General features: G+C 59.4%; 6 protein-coding genes. 5 read left to right on the forward strand and 1 reads right to left on the reverse strand.

Going from position 1 to position 15534, the window contains the following annotated elements; translation table 11 throughout:
- Positions 1-41 precede the first annotated feature (41 nt).
- From IPM61_08505 to IPM61_08515, 3 genes are all read left to right on the forward strand, one after another.
- On the forward strand, positions 42-2576 hold the full coding sequence (locus tag IPM61_08505) for a hypothetical protein (protein MBK8911361.1): 2535 nt from the start codon (positions 42-44) through the stop codon (positions 2574-2576).
- 111 nt (positions 2577-2687) lie between these two features.
- Positions 2688-3998 (forward strand): hypothetical protein, encoded by a 1311-nt coding sequence (locus tag IPM61_08510; GenBank protein ID MBK8911362.1) that lies wholly within the window; start codon positions 2688-2690, stop codon positions 3996-3998.
- Positions 3961-4281, forward strand: coding sequence for a hypothetical protein (locus IPM61_08515; protein ID MBK8911363.1), 321 nt, complete (start codon positions 3961-3963; stop codon positions 4279-4281). The genes IPM61_08510 and IPM61_08515 overlap by 38 nt, the downstream gene beginning before the upstream one ends.
- Before the next feature lie 86 nt (positions 4282-4367).
- Here the strand turns inward: IPM61_08515 and IPM61_08520 are convergent, their stop codons facing one another.
- Positions 4368-6842, reverse strand: coding sequence for an IgGFc-binding protein (locus tag IPM61_08520; protein MBK8911364.1), 2475 nt, complete (start codon positions 6840-6842; stop codon positions 4368-4370).
- A 379-nt stretch (positions 6843-7221) separates the two neighbouring features.
- On the opposite strand from IPM61_08520, the gene IPM61_08525 reads away from it, so the two are divergent.
- Positions 7222-8880, forward strand: a complete 1659-nt coding sequence (locus tag IPM61_08525; GenBank protein MBK8911365.1) for a DUF814 domain-containing protein — start codon at positions 7222-7224, stop codon at positions 8878-8880.
- Between the two features lie 425 nt (positions 8881-9305).
- On the forward strand, positions 9306-15527 hold the full coding sequence (locus IPM61_08530; protein ID MBK8911366.1) for a hypothetical protein: 6222 nt from the start codon (positions 9306-9308) through the stop codon (positions 15525-15527).
- Positions 15528-15534: the final 7 nt, after the last annotated feature.

Here is a 15534-nt window from a genome sequence, read left to right on the forward strand (position 1 = left end):
CAGAAATGATCACGACTGAACAACGAACAACAACAGGCATCATGGCCATTCCTTGTGGGGAAGTGCAACCAAACCGCCGGCCCTTCGCGCTGGCTGCGTGGTGGGGAAGAATCTTGCCGATCGGGCTGCCGATTGCGCTGCTGCTTGCGGCGGCACTCTTCCCCATATCCACCCGCGCGCAAGCCCTTGAAGGCTACACCACGGCGGTTCCGCTGCAAGTCTTCCTGACGTGGCCGGCGGACACCACGGCGGCGTACCGGTACAACATCTACCGGAAGCTGGCGGCCGATGCAACATATCCGCCCGCCCCGCTGAACGCCACGCCGATTGCGGCAATCACCAACTGCCCGCAGTTCCAAGCAATTATCCCCCCGGCCTCGGCCGATTGGGCCTACCTTGCCAACGCCTTTGGCGACACAGCAACCCATACTCCGCTGGGGAACGTCTGCGTGATTGCGGGCTACGCGCAAGGCTCGGCCAATTGGAACAAGGCTATGCTTCTTGCCCGCGCCCGCCCGGCGATTGCCCGGGTGATGGGCGTTGCGTGGCTGGATAACGGCGTGGTGGCGGGGACAACGTATCGCTATCAAATTCGGCGGGTGAACAGCGGCGGGACCGAGCTTCCCCCAGCGGGAGCCAGCGAAATCACGATTACTGCGGGCGTTCCCGGGGCAATCCCAACCCCCACAATGCGTGGCGTGGTTGCGGGCGACAGCAAGCTGCAAATCTTGTGGAACAAACCTGCGCCAAAGTTTGCGGGGTTCAACGTCTATCGCGCCAACATTGCTGCGGGCATCTACCGCCGCGTCAACGAGGCGAACATCAGCAGCGACATTGACACGAACATCCTGGAGCAAGCCGTTTCCCCGGCGGCGCACGGCTTCACCGACTACACCCGCTGGGACTCGGCAGGGAACCCAGTGGCGATTTCCATCCCGGGAATTCCAGGAACATTTATGGGGCCGGAAAATGGCAAAAGCTACTTCTACAAAGTGAAGCTGCGCGACATCCTGGGGAACGAAGGTCCCTTCTCCGCAGTGGTGAGCGGAACCCCCGCCGACAGCACTCCACCAGCCACCCCAACCGGAATCATCGTCACGGCGGTGGACAGTTCCAGCAGCTTCCGCATCACGTGGCCAAAGGTGACCCGCGACGAGCAAGGGCACAGCGAGAAAACGAAATCCTACCGGGTCTATCGGTACGAGGATGCGGAAAATCCTTACGTGGGCGCGGTGCTTGTTGGGACGGTCAACCACCCCACCGACTCCACGCAGTTCGTGGCGAAAGGGGACAGCTCCGCCGGGTTGCGAAGCGACTGCGGCGACAAAAGCTGGTTCTTCCGCGTGGAGGCGATTGACTCGGCAAACCTTGTCAGCAAACGCTCGGCAGCCGTTGGCGCGGCGCTGAAGGACACCACACGCCCCGAGAACGTGAAAGGAACAACAGCAGAAGGGGATGAGAAGTTCATCAGGGTGAAATGGGAACTGAACAGCGATTGCGACATTGATGGCTACCTGATCTACCGCGCACTGTGCGACTACGGCGATTGGATCCCCTGCCCCGATAGCACACGTGGCAAAACGCCTGCCGGGGTGCCAACAACAACCACGCACGGCTACCAACCTCCCCACAGCGATAAGGAGAAGAAGCCATATCAGCCAAGCGATTGCGGCGGTCCGTTTGTTTTGGTTGGGCAGATTTCCCATGCCGATGCCCGCAACCGTGCGTCTGCCGGCATTACCTACTTCGATGACTACTCCGTCCCGGCAGGGTCCCCCCTTTGCTATGCCTATTTGGTGAAGGCGCAGGACCATTCGCAAAACATCAGCGGCGCGTGGCCGGTGCCGAACCTGGCGAAGGAGATTGTGGTCTGCGAACGCCTGCGCGACAAAACCCCGCCCGAGCCAGCAATCATCAGCGGCCTGTACGCCCGCGACAGCGCGATCCGTGTGGAGTGGATTGGCCCACCGGTCCAGGACATCGCCGCGTACCATGTGTATCGTGCCGAAAGCCGCAGCGGGCCATACACGTTTGTTGGCGGGCGCACGGTGGTCCCGCCGCCGTTGGTTGGTGCGATTCTTACTTCGCCATATACCCCTCCGGCAATCCCTGTCTGCGACTCCATCCCGCTAAGCAGCCAAAGCTACATGAGCGCCGGAACGTTCATGGATTACAAAGCCAGCCCGAAGGAAACCTACTGGTATCGGGTGCTGGGGATTGACAAAAACGGGAACGAATCGGTGCGGGATAGCGCGCTGGCGGTCAGCACGTTCACGTTCAAATCGAACCGCGAGGACGCGCCTTCGATCAGCAGCATCACCCCAATGGAAGGGCCATGCGCGCTGCGTGTGCAGTGGGCCCCGGCCTACGACCCAACGCGGATGCGCGGCTTTGTGGTGTTCCGCAGCAACGCCGAAGATGGAAGCTACTTCCAGCTGGAGAATGTTGTGAAAGATGGGGAGTTCCAGGATCGCTCGGTTGCCCGCAACCGCACCTACTGGTACCGCGTGGCAATCCTGAAACCGGATGGCGCGATCTCGCAGCTATCAGCCCCAAGAAGCGCGACCCACCCATGATGTAGGAAGATGAAATGGGGGAAGGAAGCGTGGGCAACGCTTCCCCGCCCCGTGGACTGGGCCAATGATGAAGATCAATCATGCAGCACCAATGATGAAGGACCAACACCAATGATAGCACGCCTACTATCCTGCTCCGCAGCGTTGCTGGCGATTGCTTCGGCAATGGCAAGCGCGCAGCATCCGGCCGAGAGGTACGGCTGGGGTTTTGAGAACTACACCACGCCGATGTTCGGCTGGCATATCTATGCCCGCAGCTACTACGGCATCCCGCCCGATTCCAACGACTCATGGCTGTCGGCAACGTTCGACAAGCTCTTCTACGAAGCCGCCTTCAAAACCACGCTCCCCGATCCCAGCGGAACCGGAAACGGTGCGGGGAACTGCTACGGGATGAGCTGCCTAAGCCTGATGATGAATAAATATGGCGGCTACTTGGGCTACTGCGCCCCCCCAATCAAATATGTCGGCTCCGGTTCCGGGTCGGGTCCAAGCGATCCCGATCTGAACACGGCCATTAACATCATGCACGGCCACCAGTTGTCGCTGGCGTGCATCCAGCAGTATATCGAGCAAGCACACTCTGGGCACTCGCAGGATGCCAGCTACGGGGTGACGCTGTCGCGCCAGACGATTGGCCGCGAAGGTCCCTACCTTGTCTGCGTCACCAAAGGGTGGAACCCGCAGGCAGGTGGCCACACGATGATTGCCTACGACGTAACCGGAAGCGCAGGCAACTACAAAATTTGGGTGGTGGACCCGAACCGCATCTGGGCCGATACCTCGGCCAACCACCGCGGATGGTACACCAGCGGAAGCAATTTTATCCAATGCACCGGCTCCAACTGGAGCTTCCTGATGGCCGGCAAAATGTCCGCATGGCCAACCGATGGCGACGATGGCGTTGCCGGAAGCCCGCTTGGCGAAGGCCACTTGGTGGTGCTTCCCCTTTCGGTTGCTGGTCCCACCGGGCGCAGTCCATCATCCATGGGCCTTAGCCTTCCAACGCTTCTGCTGAAAATCTTCATTTGGGGAAAAGGGGAAAGCCGCGACGTGGCCATTCACCAGCTTCGCACCGGCGACGGACGCCGCCTGTTTACCGAAGGGACAAAGCGGATTGATTGGGACTCCACAACCGGATTGGGCGCGGTTGCTCCGTGGTTCAATTTTGGGAACATTCCGGCCCAGAAGCCGGAGCGGTTTGAGGGATATTTCTACAAAGGGGCGATGCCTTCGGCGGAGGTGGAGTTCAATTCAGGAACCGAAGGGGCAGGGGTTGCCATTGGCGGGCCGGATGGCTACGTCCGGGTGGATTGCCGCGAGGGTGGAGCAACCGCCCGACTACGGTTTGCGGGCTTAGGAACCGCCCACCCGGTCCTGACGGTTGAGAACGCCAGCAAGCCAATCACCGTGGAACCTTGAGGTCCTATCGGCCACCGAGCCGGGGAAGCGGCATCACGTCTATCGCCTTCGCGATGTGGCGATTCCCGCAGGGAGCGGGACCATCACCCTTGCTGCCAACGGCGGCAACGGCGCAACCATTGCCGGAACGATGCTTCGGGAAGCACGATTGAGCGGAGAGGTGCTGGCAAAGGACGCAAAGGAACATCAGGCCACGGCAGAGTTTCTGGTCACGGATTCGATGCCGATGCCGTTCAATCCATTTGCGCAGGGGAATCGCCAGGCGGTGGCGGGGGAACGATGAAGATGCCCAAGAAGTGAATCAATGGGCCGGCAGCGAACGAACGCTGCCGGCCCATTTTTTTTGATGGAGAGGTGATGGATGCGCATTTACATGCGGACTTTCACCCCGAACCGGCTGAACAAGTAGGTTGGCTTTCCGGTGGTGTTGGGGATTGCGTCCATCAGCGAGAAGCCCGCGCCCAACTCGCCAAATACCGTGTATCCGCCCCGCAACGCCGCTTGCACCCCGAAGCCTGCTTCGGGGGATATCATCAACCCCAGTTTGTCATCGCCGCCATCGTATTCCACCAGCGTTCCTTCTCCATTGGCGTAGGTGTAGTTGGCGGGGCGGAGGATCGTCTGGCGGTACTGCTGCTGAACCGAAATCGGAAGCGCAATGTTCAAAGCCCCGTGCAAGTAGATGCTGTGGAACCCAACGAAATACTGAATGCCGGGCGTTAGCATCAGGTAAGCAACGGTGCGGTGAAGTTGGAATTCTTCGGCCAGCGGGGTTCCGTCGGGGGCAAAGCGGGGAAGGGAATCGGGAAGGTAGCCGAAGGCATCGGCGCGCCAGAAATCCAAGCCGACGCGCCCGGTAAGATGCCAGCGATTTTCCAGCAACATCGCCCCATGGACCCCAAACCCGTAGGCCGGCGCGCCATCCGCCGCGTTCAGCGGAACCAGGTTGTTGAATGGTGCGGTTTGGGCCGGGATGGTGGCGTTGTGGTCCACCACCGAGTAGCGCACATATCCCCCCAGATAGAGGTCCTCCGAGAAATCGCACGATTCATCCGGCCCAACAACCGTTGCCACCAGCGAGTCGCCAATGCGGTCGTAGCGGATGCAAAGGGTTTGCTGGGTGATGTTCCCCGCACGGTCCCGCAAACGGAACCGAGCGTAGCTGTTTTGCTTCCGATCGGTCACTGCTATTTGCAGCGGAACTTGCGGCGTTCCAAAGGCAAATGTCGGGATCGTCACGGCAAGGTTCTCCTTCTCCAGAAGGGTGATTTCTGCAATCCCCAAATCGTTCACACGGTCGTCGCGGACAACGGCGCGGAGGGTGGCCAAGCGGTTATCCACCGTAGCATCCAACGAAGGGGGGATCGTGTCGGGGGCTTGAACCACCTGGACCATGGACTGCCCGCCGCCGTTGCCGTAGGCGTCGTAGGCCGCCCCCCCAGCACCCTCGCCAAAACCGAAGCCGTAACTGTACAAACCAAATGCCTGCGAGCACTCCACCGTGTGGGTTCCATAATCAACCTCCACCTGCGAAAAGGAGTAGCGGCTTATGCCGAAGGGGCGGAACTGGCGTGGGTCCAATGCGCGCCCGTCTAACCGCAGGGTGTGCAACGCATCGGTCGGGACAATCAGGTTCACGTAGTGCCGCCATTGCCCTTGGATTGGCGTGGCAAAGCGATACTTGGGAAGGAACTGTTCGGTGGGGGCAACTACAATCATCATCGGGTCGCCGACGCTGTCGCCATTGGCAAACCCTTTGGAGTATTGGGCAACAAGGATCGGCTTGTTGCTGGTAAGCATCGTCTGCTGGGTCTGGTTGCTGTTCTGGTAGAACTCCCCAGGCTTCAGCCGCGCCACCAGTTGGTTGTTTTCATAGACCAGGGTGCTATCCTCGGTTGCCACAGCACGCACCACCGAGCTTGTCCGCCCGGCCATTGTCCCCACAAAAAATTGCCGCCCCCAAGAACGGATCGGTGGCAGCTGCTCCACCAGAAGGTTGCAGGCTTTAATGTTGTTATCGGGAACGTATGCGCAGTTGTGGCCGCTGAAGACCGCCACCGGCTTATCGGCCTCGATCAGCGTTCCGGTAAGGTCGGACGTTGAAAGCACGTTGTAGTGGGCAAGCAGCGGATACACCTCACCTCTATTCACCGTAATCTGGAACGGCTTCCCTTTGGGATATGGCGGTTTTCGGGGGCTGTCGCGCCCTATCGGCGTTGTTGGCGTGACGGTGATGGTCGTTTCATCCTCCGTGCCAATAATGGCGATTTGCGACACCAGATCGTTGGCCAGCCAGCCGTAGCCCACAGCCCGGTAGCTGGTTCCCAGAACGTCAACCGGGTAAGCAAGGTACGTATCGGTGGTTTGGTAGCGGTGGCTAAGGCCATACACGGAAATCGGTTCGTCGCTGGTGATGTGGACCGCCAGCTTCTGGGCTTTATCGCTGGCACGAAGCTGCGCGGCAGTATCAATGCTGATGGCGATCACCTGGCCCGCGTTCACCGTGAAATCCTTCCGGAACCGAATCCCTTCAATCTCAATCGTCCCCTGGGCACGCTTGCTAGAGGTGATGAAGAGATGGAGTTCCAGCGGCTCAGCTTTTTTTAACGATCCGGTAGCCTCGTCTGGGGTCCAGTCACGAAAATTTTTCTGGAAGACCACCCAGAACTCCCGCCCCTCGGTGGTTCCACCAATGCGAATCGAGTCCGGCGGGCGCACCTGTGCCACGGCCAGCACCGGCAGCGCAACCAGCAGCAACAGCCGAACAATCCACTGCGCCAGAAAGCGTTCGCCAATGGCCAACGCGCTGCTGGCTTGGCGGAGATTATGTATAGAATGAAGCAAGAACGATGCTGTGATATTCAATCGCTTAGCCCTGGGTTAGTGGCAAAGTGCCGGAACTCACCAGCATACTGGATGCAATGGCTTGCTATCCCGCAAGGGTTCCGGTCTGCGAATATCGTTCTTCTTTACCGTTCTGCCGAACCATGAGTGAAAAAGAGCGTGTTCAGTTGGGGAGAGGGGGAGGAGGTGATCCCGCCCATCTCTACCCAACCTTACCTCCCACCCCCTCTCCGTGATTTCATTCCCGAGCAACGCCAGAGCAACGGACGGAGAGGGGGAGCCGGAAGATGCCGTCACCGAAATCCACCCATCTTGCAAGCTGTTGGAAAAATAGATATGGTTGCCGCTCACGCACGATTGCTCTTTCTCTCCCAACTCTATGCTTCGCCATTACCTTACCGTTGCTCGCCAGGCCGAACTGCTGCAGGAATCAATCGGCACATGGACCCTTGCCGAGTGTTGGTCCCAGGAGAAAAACCGGCTGATGCTCCGGTTCATTCGCAACGGGGAAAGCCGGTTTGTTGAGCTTTCGCTGGACCTCCATTTTGGCTACGCACTTCTGCACGATGACTTCCGCCGCGCACGCCGCAACACGCTGGATTTTTTTCAGGGAATGATCGGTGTGCAGTTGGTGGAGGTTGCCATGCACGAAGGGGAACGCGCCATTGAGTTCCACTTTGCCGATGGCGCGATTCTTCTTGCTTGCTTTTTTGGCAAAGGTTCCGGCAACGTGCTTTGGGTGCGCAATGGCGCGGTGGCCGAATCGTTCCAGCACGACGAAGGGGAGCATCACCGCTTGGTGCAACCCAGCGGCGGCGACGATGACCACGAGGACGGCCTTCTGAACCGAACCCAGATTATCGAGCAGCTGCGCCGCAGCGAACTTCCGGCGGCCAAAGCGTTGCAAACCGCGCTCCCCTCACTTGGCCGGCGGCTTGCTGCCGAGTCGCTCCACCGTTCGGAAACGCCGCCATTTCAGCAGGCAACCGATCGTGAGCTTCACCAACTTCTGGACACGGTGGATGCTTTGTACAACGCCTGCCAAGCCTCCGCCACGTTCTTCCTGTATCACCTTCCCACCGAAGTGGTGTTCACGCTTCTGGATCTTCACCACTTGCGCCAGGCGGCCACAGCCGTGGAGACGTTTGATGATCTTCCCCGCGCAATCCGTGCCTGCCGTGCGGCCAGCTTCCGGCTGCGGCGGCTGCTGGAGCTGCGGACCCGCATGGCGCGCCGGTTGGAATCGGAGCGGGGGCGGCTTGGGCGCGCGCTGGCCAAAGGGCGCGACGACCACGAACACGAAGCCCGCGCCGCCGAGTGGGAGCAGATGGGGAACGCGCTGGTGGCGAACTTGCACGCGCTGGCAAAGGGGATGGAGCGGGCGGAGCTTACCGACTGGGAGGGGAACAACCTCACCATTCCGCTGAACGTGAAATTGGCCCCGCACGAGAACGCCCAGCGGTACTTCCGCCGTGCGCGTGGCGTGCGCCAGGCCGCGGTGCGCGCCGCCGAACGCCAAGCCGCAACCGCTGCCGCCATTGCAACCATCGCCACCTTGCAGGAACAGGTGGCGCGGGCAACGGAGGTTGAAGAACTTGAGGCACTGCTGGAATCGAACCAAAAACTGTTTGCAATGACCGGAGAACCAAAAGAAGAAGGAACCGCCGGGCGGTTCCGCCGCTTTGAAGTGGCTGGCGGCCACGAAGTCTATGCCGGAAAAAGCGCGGCCAACAACGACGAACTCACCATGCGGTTTGCCCGCCCCAACGACTACTGGTTCCACGCCCGTGGCTCCAGCGGATCCCACGTGGTGCTTCGTTGGACCGATCCCAAAACCAAGCCGCCGAAGGAGGTGCTGCGCCAGGCCGCCTCGGTAGCCGCCTTCTACAGCGGCGCGAAAAACGCGAAGATGGTCCCGGTGGCCTACACCCTAAAAAAGCACGTCCGCAAACCACGCGGCGCGGCGGTTGGCGCGGTGGTGATGGAGCGCGAGGAAGTGATGCTGGTGGAACCAAAACTGCCGGAAGAGAAGGAGTAAGGGGGGAAAGAACCGAACGGGCGGCGGTTTGTGTTCGTCACACAGGCGATCCCGTCCTTGCAATCTTCCTCCAAACCATCCCGAAGCGTCCCCCTCCCACGGAGGAGTGCCCAACAGGGCGGGGTGGGTTCGGGGGAACGAGCGAACGGGCGGCGGTTCGCGTTGGCCACCGAGGTCGCGCCCCCCTGCTTCGCCGCAAGCGGCGAAGCGTCCCCCCAATGCTGGGGAGAAATGGATTCGGCTGTTCATCCCTTTCTCTCCGAATCTCACACCACTTCTGCCAGCTCCTCCCCCAGCATTGGGGGAGGCGGGGAGGGGGCTGCTGCGGTGGCGGCAATTTTCTTCTTGGCTGCCCGCGAGATGTTTTCCATCTTTGCCGCTGATTTTCGACGAAAAACCGTTCCTACTCACTGCTGCTAACCGTTATGACGAAGCTCTCCTTCCTTGCTCGTGCCTCTTCGGCGATTCTGCTTGCCCTGCTCTTGCTGGGCGCAACAACAACCGCCACCGCGCAAACTCCGGGTTCCCATCCGATGACCGACATCTACGGCCACATGGGGATCGGGACCATCGCGCCGGATAAATCGGCAATCCTGGACCTTTCCAGCACCACCGCTGGCTTCCTGATGCCACGGCTGACGAACGCCGAACGGAACGCGATAGCCAACCCAGCAACAGGGTTGATGATTTTCAACAGCGACACGAAAACGATTGAGTTCAACATCGGGACGACCTTCGCCCCGATCTGGGACCCGGTGGTGACGGTCAGCAGCGGAAGTGGCCTCTACTGGCAGCTTCTGGGAAACAGCGGAACCAACCCAGCAATCAACTTCATCGGGACCACGGATGCTCAACCGCTGGTGGTTCGGACCAACAGCGTGGAGCGTTTGCGCGTGGCCAGCACGGGTGAGGTGGGAATTGGCACCGCAGCACCAACTGCTGGGCGGTTGCTGGAGGTGGCGGGAACCGCCGGCGCAGCAAACGTGCGGTTTGGCTCAGCAAGCGGTTCGGCTGATGGAAGCGCGTGGGTCCCTGGGGCCACCGACGGGATCATCACCGCCGACGGAAATGGCGACCTGTTGAAGCGGACCGCGACGGCAGTGGTAGGATCGGTGGGGTGGTTGAAGACGGGCAACGGTGGAGCATTCACCGACGGCGTGGACAACCTGATAGGAACCACCAGCAACGCGCCGTTAAATGTGATTGCCAACGGAAGCCGAGCGATGCGGTTCGAGCCGACGGCCACCAGCCCGAACATCATTGGCGGATTCAATGGGAACAGCGTGGGTGGTGGTGTGGTTGGTGCAACGGTGTCGGGCGGTGGGTCAAGTGGAAATATCAACCAAGTGACGGGGAATTATGGCGCAGTCGGTGGGGGCAGGAGCAACACAGCCTCGGCGCAATATGCAACAGTGAATGGGGGGAACAGCAATCAGGCATCAGGATCATATTCAACAGTAGGTGGTGGGTGGAACGACACTGCCTCGGGGCTTGTTGCAACGATAGGTGGGGGTGTGCACAACGACGCATCGGGTCCGGTTTCGACGGTAGGTGGCGGACGAAGCAACATTGCCTCGGCGCAATATGCGACGATTGGTGGCGGCGTGGGGAACACGGTTGCTGGCGAGTCTTCGGTGATTCCGGGCGGCAATGGCCTGACGCTGGATGCTACTGCCGACCGCAGCTTCGGGTTCCACGCGAACAACGCTGCCGGGACTCGCGACATGACGATCTCCGCCCCCGATGTAGCCGTCTTCGGCAACACCGATCTGTGGCTTGCCAACAACGACAACGCGCCAAGCGAGCTACGGTTGTTCGAGGGGTACAACGCCGCAGGGGCATTCCCGAACGGGACAGCAAACTACACGGCATTCAAAGCGCAGGATCAGACGGGCGACATCACCTACACGCTACCAGCCAGCAACGGCACTGCTGGGCAGGTGCTTTCTGTGGCGGCATCCCCCGCGCCAACGGCAACGGCGGCAACATTGGAGTGGGCAACCCCCAGCGGTGGCGGTGCTGCTTGGCAACTAACCGGCAACAGCGGAACCACCGCCGGAACGAATTTCTTGGGAACGATTGACAATGTGGCAATGGAGATTCGTGTGAACGATACATCGGTCATGCGCTATCTGCCCCACCCAACCAGCCCCATGATTGTGGGAGGTGTCTATCAAAACGCCATTGATACCGGATCCTACGGCTCGCTGATTGCTGGCGGTGGTTCCGCAGCGGCTCCCAACCTTATTGACACCAGCGCAATCTACTCTGTGATAAGCGGCGGCAGCCATCACTTCCTCTCGGCTGATTATGCTGCCATTGGTGGTGGTCGTCGCAATCTGCTGACGAACAATTCAACGTCATCGGTGATCGCCGGTGGCGACTCGAACACAATCACCAATGGCACGCAGTACGGGGCGATCGGTGGCGGTCGTCGCAATTTGCTGACGAATAACTCAACCTTATCGGTGATCGCTGGTGGCGACTCGAACGTGGTGACGAATGGTTCACAGTATGGTGCGATCAGTGGCGGTAGCCGCAACGTTGTGATCAGTGCAAGTTATGGCTCGATCGGCGGTGGTGACTCCAACCAAGTTTCCTTCGGCGCAACGTACAGCGCGATTGGTGGCGGGCGGCGGAATTTGGTGAACAACAGTTCAACGTCATCGGTGATTGCTGGTGGCGATTCGAACACGATCATCAATGGCTCGCCATACGGTTCGATTGGTGGCGGTAGCCGCAACTTTATGACGAATGTGAATTATGGCACGATCGGCGGCGGTGATTCCAACCAAGTTTCCTTCGGCGCGCAGTATGGTTCGATTGGTGGTGGCCGTCGGAATTTGCTGACGAATAGCGCAACGTCATCGGTGATTGCTGGTGGTGATTCTAACGTAGTGACGAATGGTTCACAGTACGGGGCGATCGGTGGCGGTAGCCGGAACACAGTGACGAATGCGAGCTATGGCTCGATTAGCGGTGGCGATTCCAACCAGATATATTCTGGTGGAACGTACGGTTCGATAGGTGGGGGATATGGGAACAGTAATAACAGCCAGTACGCCCATATCGGTGGCGGTCGTCGGAACCAGTTGATAAACAGTTCAACGTCATCGGTGATTGCCGGTGGCGACTCGAACACAATCACCAGTGGTGCGCAGTACAATGCGATCGGTGGCGGCAGGCGGAACTTTATGACGAATGTGAATTATGGCACGATCGGCGGCGGTGACTCCAACCAAGTTTCCTTCGGCGCAACGTACAGCGCGATTGGTGGCGGGCGGCGGAATTTGGTGAACAACAGTTCAACGTCATCGGTGATTGCTGGTGGCGATTCGAACACGATCATCAATGGCTCGCCATACGGTTCGATTGGTGGCGGTAGCCGCAACTTTATGACGAATGTGAATTATGGCACGATCGGCGGCGGTGATTCCAACCAAGTTTCCTTCGGCGCGCAGTATGGTTCGATTGGTGGTGGCCGTCGGAATTTGCTGACGAATAGCGCAACGTCATCGGTGATTGCTGGTGGTGATTCTAACGTAGTGACGAATGGTTCACAGTACGGGGCGATCGGTGGCGGTAGCCGGAACTTGGTGACGAATGCGAGCTATGGCTCGGTTAGCGGTGGCGATTCCAACCAGGTATATTCTGGTGGAACGTACGGTTCGATAGGTGGGGGATATGGGAACAGTAATAACAGCCAGTACGCCCATATCGGTGGCGGTCGTCGGAACCAGTTGATAAACAGTTCAACGTCATCGGTGATTGCTGGTGGCGACTCGAACGTGGTAATGAACGGCTCGCCATACGGCTCGATCGGTGGCGGCAGGCGGAACTTTATGACGAATGTGAATTATGGCACGATCGGCGGCGGTGACTCCAACCAAGTTTCCTTCGGCGCAACGTACAGCGCGATTGGTGGCGGGCGGCGGAATTTGGTGAACAACAGTTCAACGTCATCGGTGATTGCTGGTGGCGATTCGAACACGATCATCAATGGCTCGCCATACGGTTCGATTGGTGGCGGTAGCCGCAACTTTATGACGAATGTGAATTATGGCACGATCGGCGGCGGTGATTCCAACCAAGTTTCCTTCGGCGCGCAGTATGGTTCGATTGGTGGTGGCCGTCGGAATTTGCTGACGAATAGCGCAACGTCATCGGTGATTGCTGGTGGTGATTCTAACGTGGTGACGAATGGTTCACAGTACGGGGCGATCGGTGGCGGTAGCCGGAACTTGGTGACGAATGCGAGCTATGGCTCAATTAGCGGTGGCGATTCCAACCAGGTATATTCTGGTGGAACGTACGGTTCGATAGGTGGGGGATATGGGAACAGTAATAACAGCCAGTACGCCCATATCGGTGGCGGTCGTCGGAACCAGTTGATAAACAGTTCAACGTCATCGGTGATCGCTGGTGGTGACTCGAACACAATCACCAATGGCACGCAGTACGGAGCGATTGGTGGCGGGCAGCGCAACTTGGTGACGAATAACGCAACCTCATCGGTGATCGCTGGTGGTGACTCGAACACAATCACCAATGGCGCAACGTACGGGGCGATTGCTGGTGGTCGTCGCAATTTGCTGACGAACAGTTCAACGTCATCGGTGATCGCTGGTGGTGACTCGAACACAATCACCAATGGCGTGCAGTACGGCGCGATTGGTGGCGGGCGGCGCAACTTGGTGACGAATAACGCAACCTCATCAGTGATTGCTGGTGGCGACTCGAACGTGGTGACGGATGGTGCAGCGTACAGCGCGATTGGTGGTGGCCAACGCAATGTCATCACCAGCACTTCAACCAGAGCCTCCATTGGTGGCGGGCAAAACAACACGATTGATAGCGCATCCATTGCCGGGGTGATCGGTGGTGGCCTTAACAACAATGTTTATGGCGAGTATTCTACGATCGTGGGTGGGCGCGGCCTAACCGTGGACGCGCCGCGCACCATTGGCTTCCACGCCAACAGCGCGGCGGGCGACCGAAACATGACCATTACCGACACAGCAATCGCCCTCTTCGGCAACACCGATCTGTGGCTTGCCAACAACGACAACGCGCCAAGCGAGCTGCGGTTCTTCGAGGCGTACAACACTGCTGGGGCGTTCCCAAACACGGCAAACTACACGGCGTTCAAAGCGCAAACGCAAGCCAACGACATCACCTACACCCTTCCGGCGGCCAGCGGCACGGCTGGTCAGGTGCTTACTATTGCGGCATCCCCCGTGCCAACGGCAACGGCGGCAACCTTGGAATGGGCATCCGGTGGCGGTGGCGGCTGGAGCCTAACCGGCAACGCGGGAACCACCGCCGGAACGAACTTTGTGGGAACGACCGACAACGTGGCGTTTGAGATTCGGGTCAACAACGGCGGTGCAGCTACTGGCGGCAACCAGCGAGTGATGCGATTCGAGCCAAACGCCACCAGCCCGAACATCATTGGTGGGTTCAACGGGAACAGCGTGACGGTTGGTGTGGTTGGTGCAACGCTGGCCGGCGGTGGGGCCAATGGCAACTTGAACACGATCACCGATGACTATGGCGTGGTGGGGGGTGGCTATGGCAATCTTGCAGGGGATAACGCAGGGACAACGAGTGACCAAAGCTACGCCACCGTTGGTGGAGGAAGTGCCAACGCGGCATCGGGGATGTTTTCGACTGTGGGTGGAGGGAATGCGAACATCGTGCAGGGGTATGGCGCGACCGTGGGTGGCGGCCAGAGCCACATCGCATCGGGGTTCGGCGCAACCGTGGGCGGAGGACGTGACAACGAGGCAGTGGAGAATCTTGCCACCATTGGTGGCGGCCAGTATAACATTGCATCAGGGGATCATGCCACCATTGGTGGCGGATTTAGAAATGAAGTGTCGGGGGATTATTCAACGGTTGGTGGCGGCACTGCCGACACCACTGCTGGTGATTACTCAGCAATCCCCGGCGGTCGCGGCCTAAGGCTGGATGGGGATCGCAGCTTCGGCTTCCACGCCAACAACAGTGGTGGCACGCTTCCAATGACGATCTCCACCCCCGACGTAGCGGTCTTCGGCAACACTAATCTCTGGCTTGCCAACAACAACAACGCGCCAAGCGAGCTGCGATTCTTCGAGGCGTACAACACCGCAGGGGACTTCCCGAACGGGACAGCAAACTACACGGCGTTCAAGGCGCAGGATCAGACGGGCGACATCACCTACGTTCTGCCCGACACAAACGGTATTGTTGGGGATGTTCTGCAAGTCAAATCCATCTCCGGCAGCACGGTTACACTTGATTGGGTTGGCAATGGAGCCACCATCGTCAACACCACGAACTCCACCAACACCAGCGGCGGCGCGTTTGGCGCAAACCAAGATGACCTTTCGTTAAGCTCCACCGCCACCTTCTTCCGCATGGAGACCACGGTCGGTGCCGGGGTTGACATCACCGGAATCCTTGCCGGTGCCGATGGCCGCCAGATCGTGATCTGCAACATCGGAAGCAACCCCATCACGCTGAAGCACCAGAATGCTGGCTCGGCAGCGGCCAACCGCTTCCAACTGCCAGGTGGCGGCGATATCACCCTGGGTGGCGACGGCACCGCCACCTTGATCTACGACGCAACCTCCGGTTTCTGGCGGCTTGTTTCCACCAACTAATCACAGT

It is taken from the genome of Chlorobiota bacterium (genome assembly GCA_016710285.1).
Classification (GTDB): Bacteria; Bacteroidota; Ignavibacteria; order OLB7; family OLB7; genus OLB7.

What these genes read in the sequence shown, in the direction of transcription:
- IPM61_08505 (MBK8911361.1), top strand. Translation starts at nt 42, where the DNA reads ATGGCCATTCCTTGTGGGGAAGTGCAACCAAACCGCCGGCCCTTCGCG.
- IPM61_08510 (MBK8911362.1), top strand. Translation starts at nt 2,688, where the DNA reads ATGATAGCACGCCTACTATCCTGCTCCGCAGCGTTGCTGGCGATTGCT.
- IPM61_08525 (MBK8911365.1), top strand. Translation starts at nt 7,222, where the DNA reads ATGCTTCGCCATTACCTTACCGTTGCTCGCCAGGCCGAACTGCTGCAG.
- IPM61_08530 (MBK8911366.1), top strand. Translation starts at nt 9,306, where the DNA reads ATGACGAAGCTCTCCTTCCTTGCTCGTGCCTCTTCGGCGATTCTGCTT.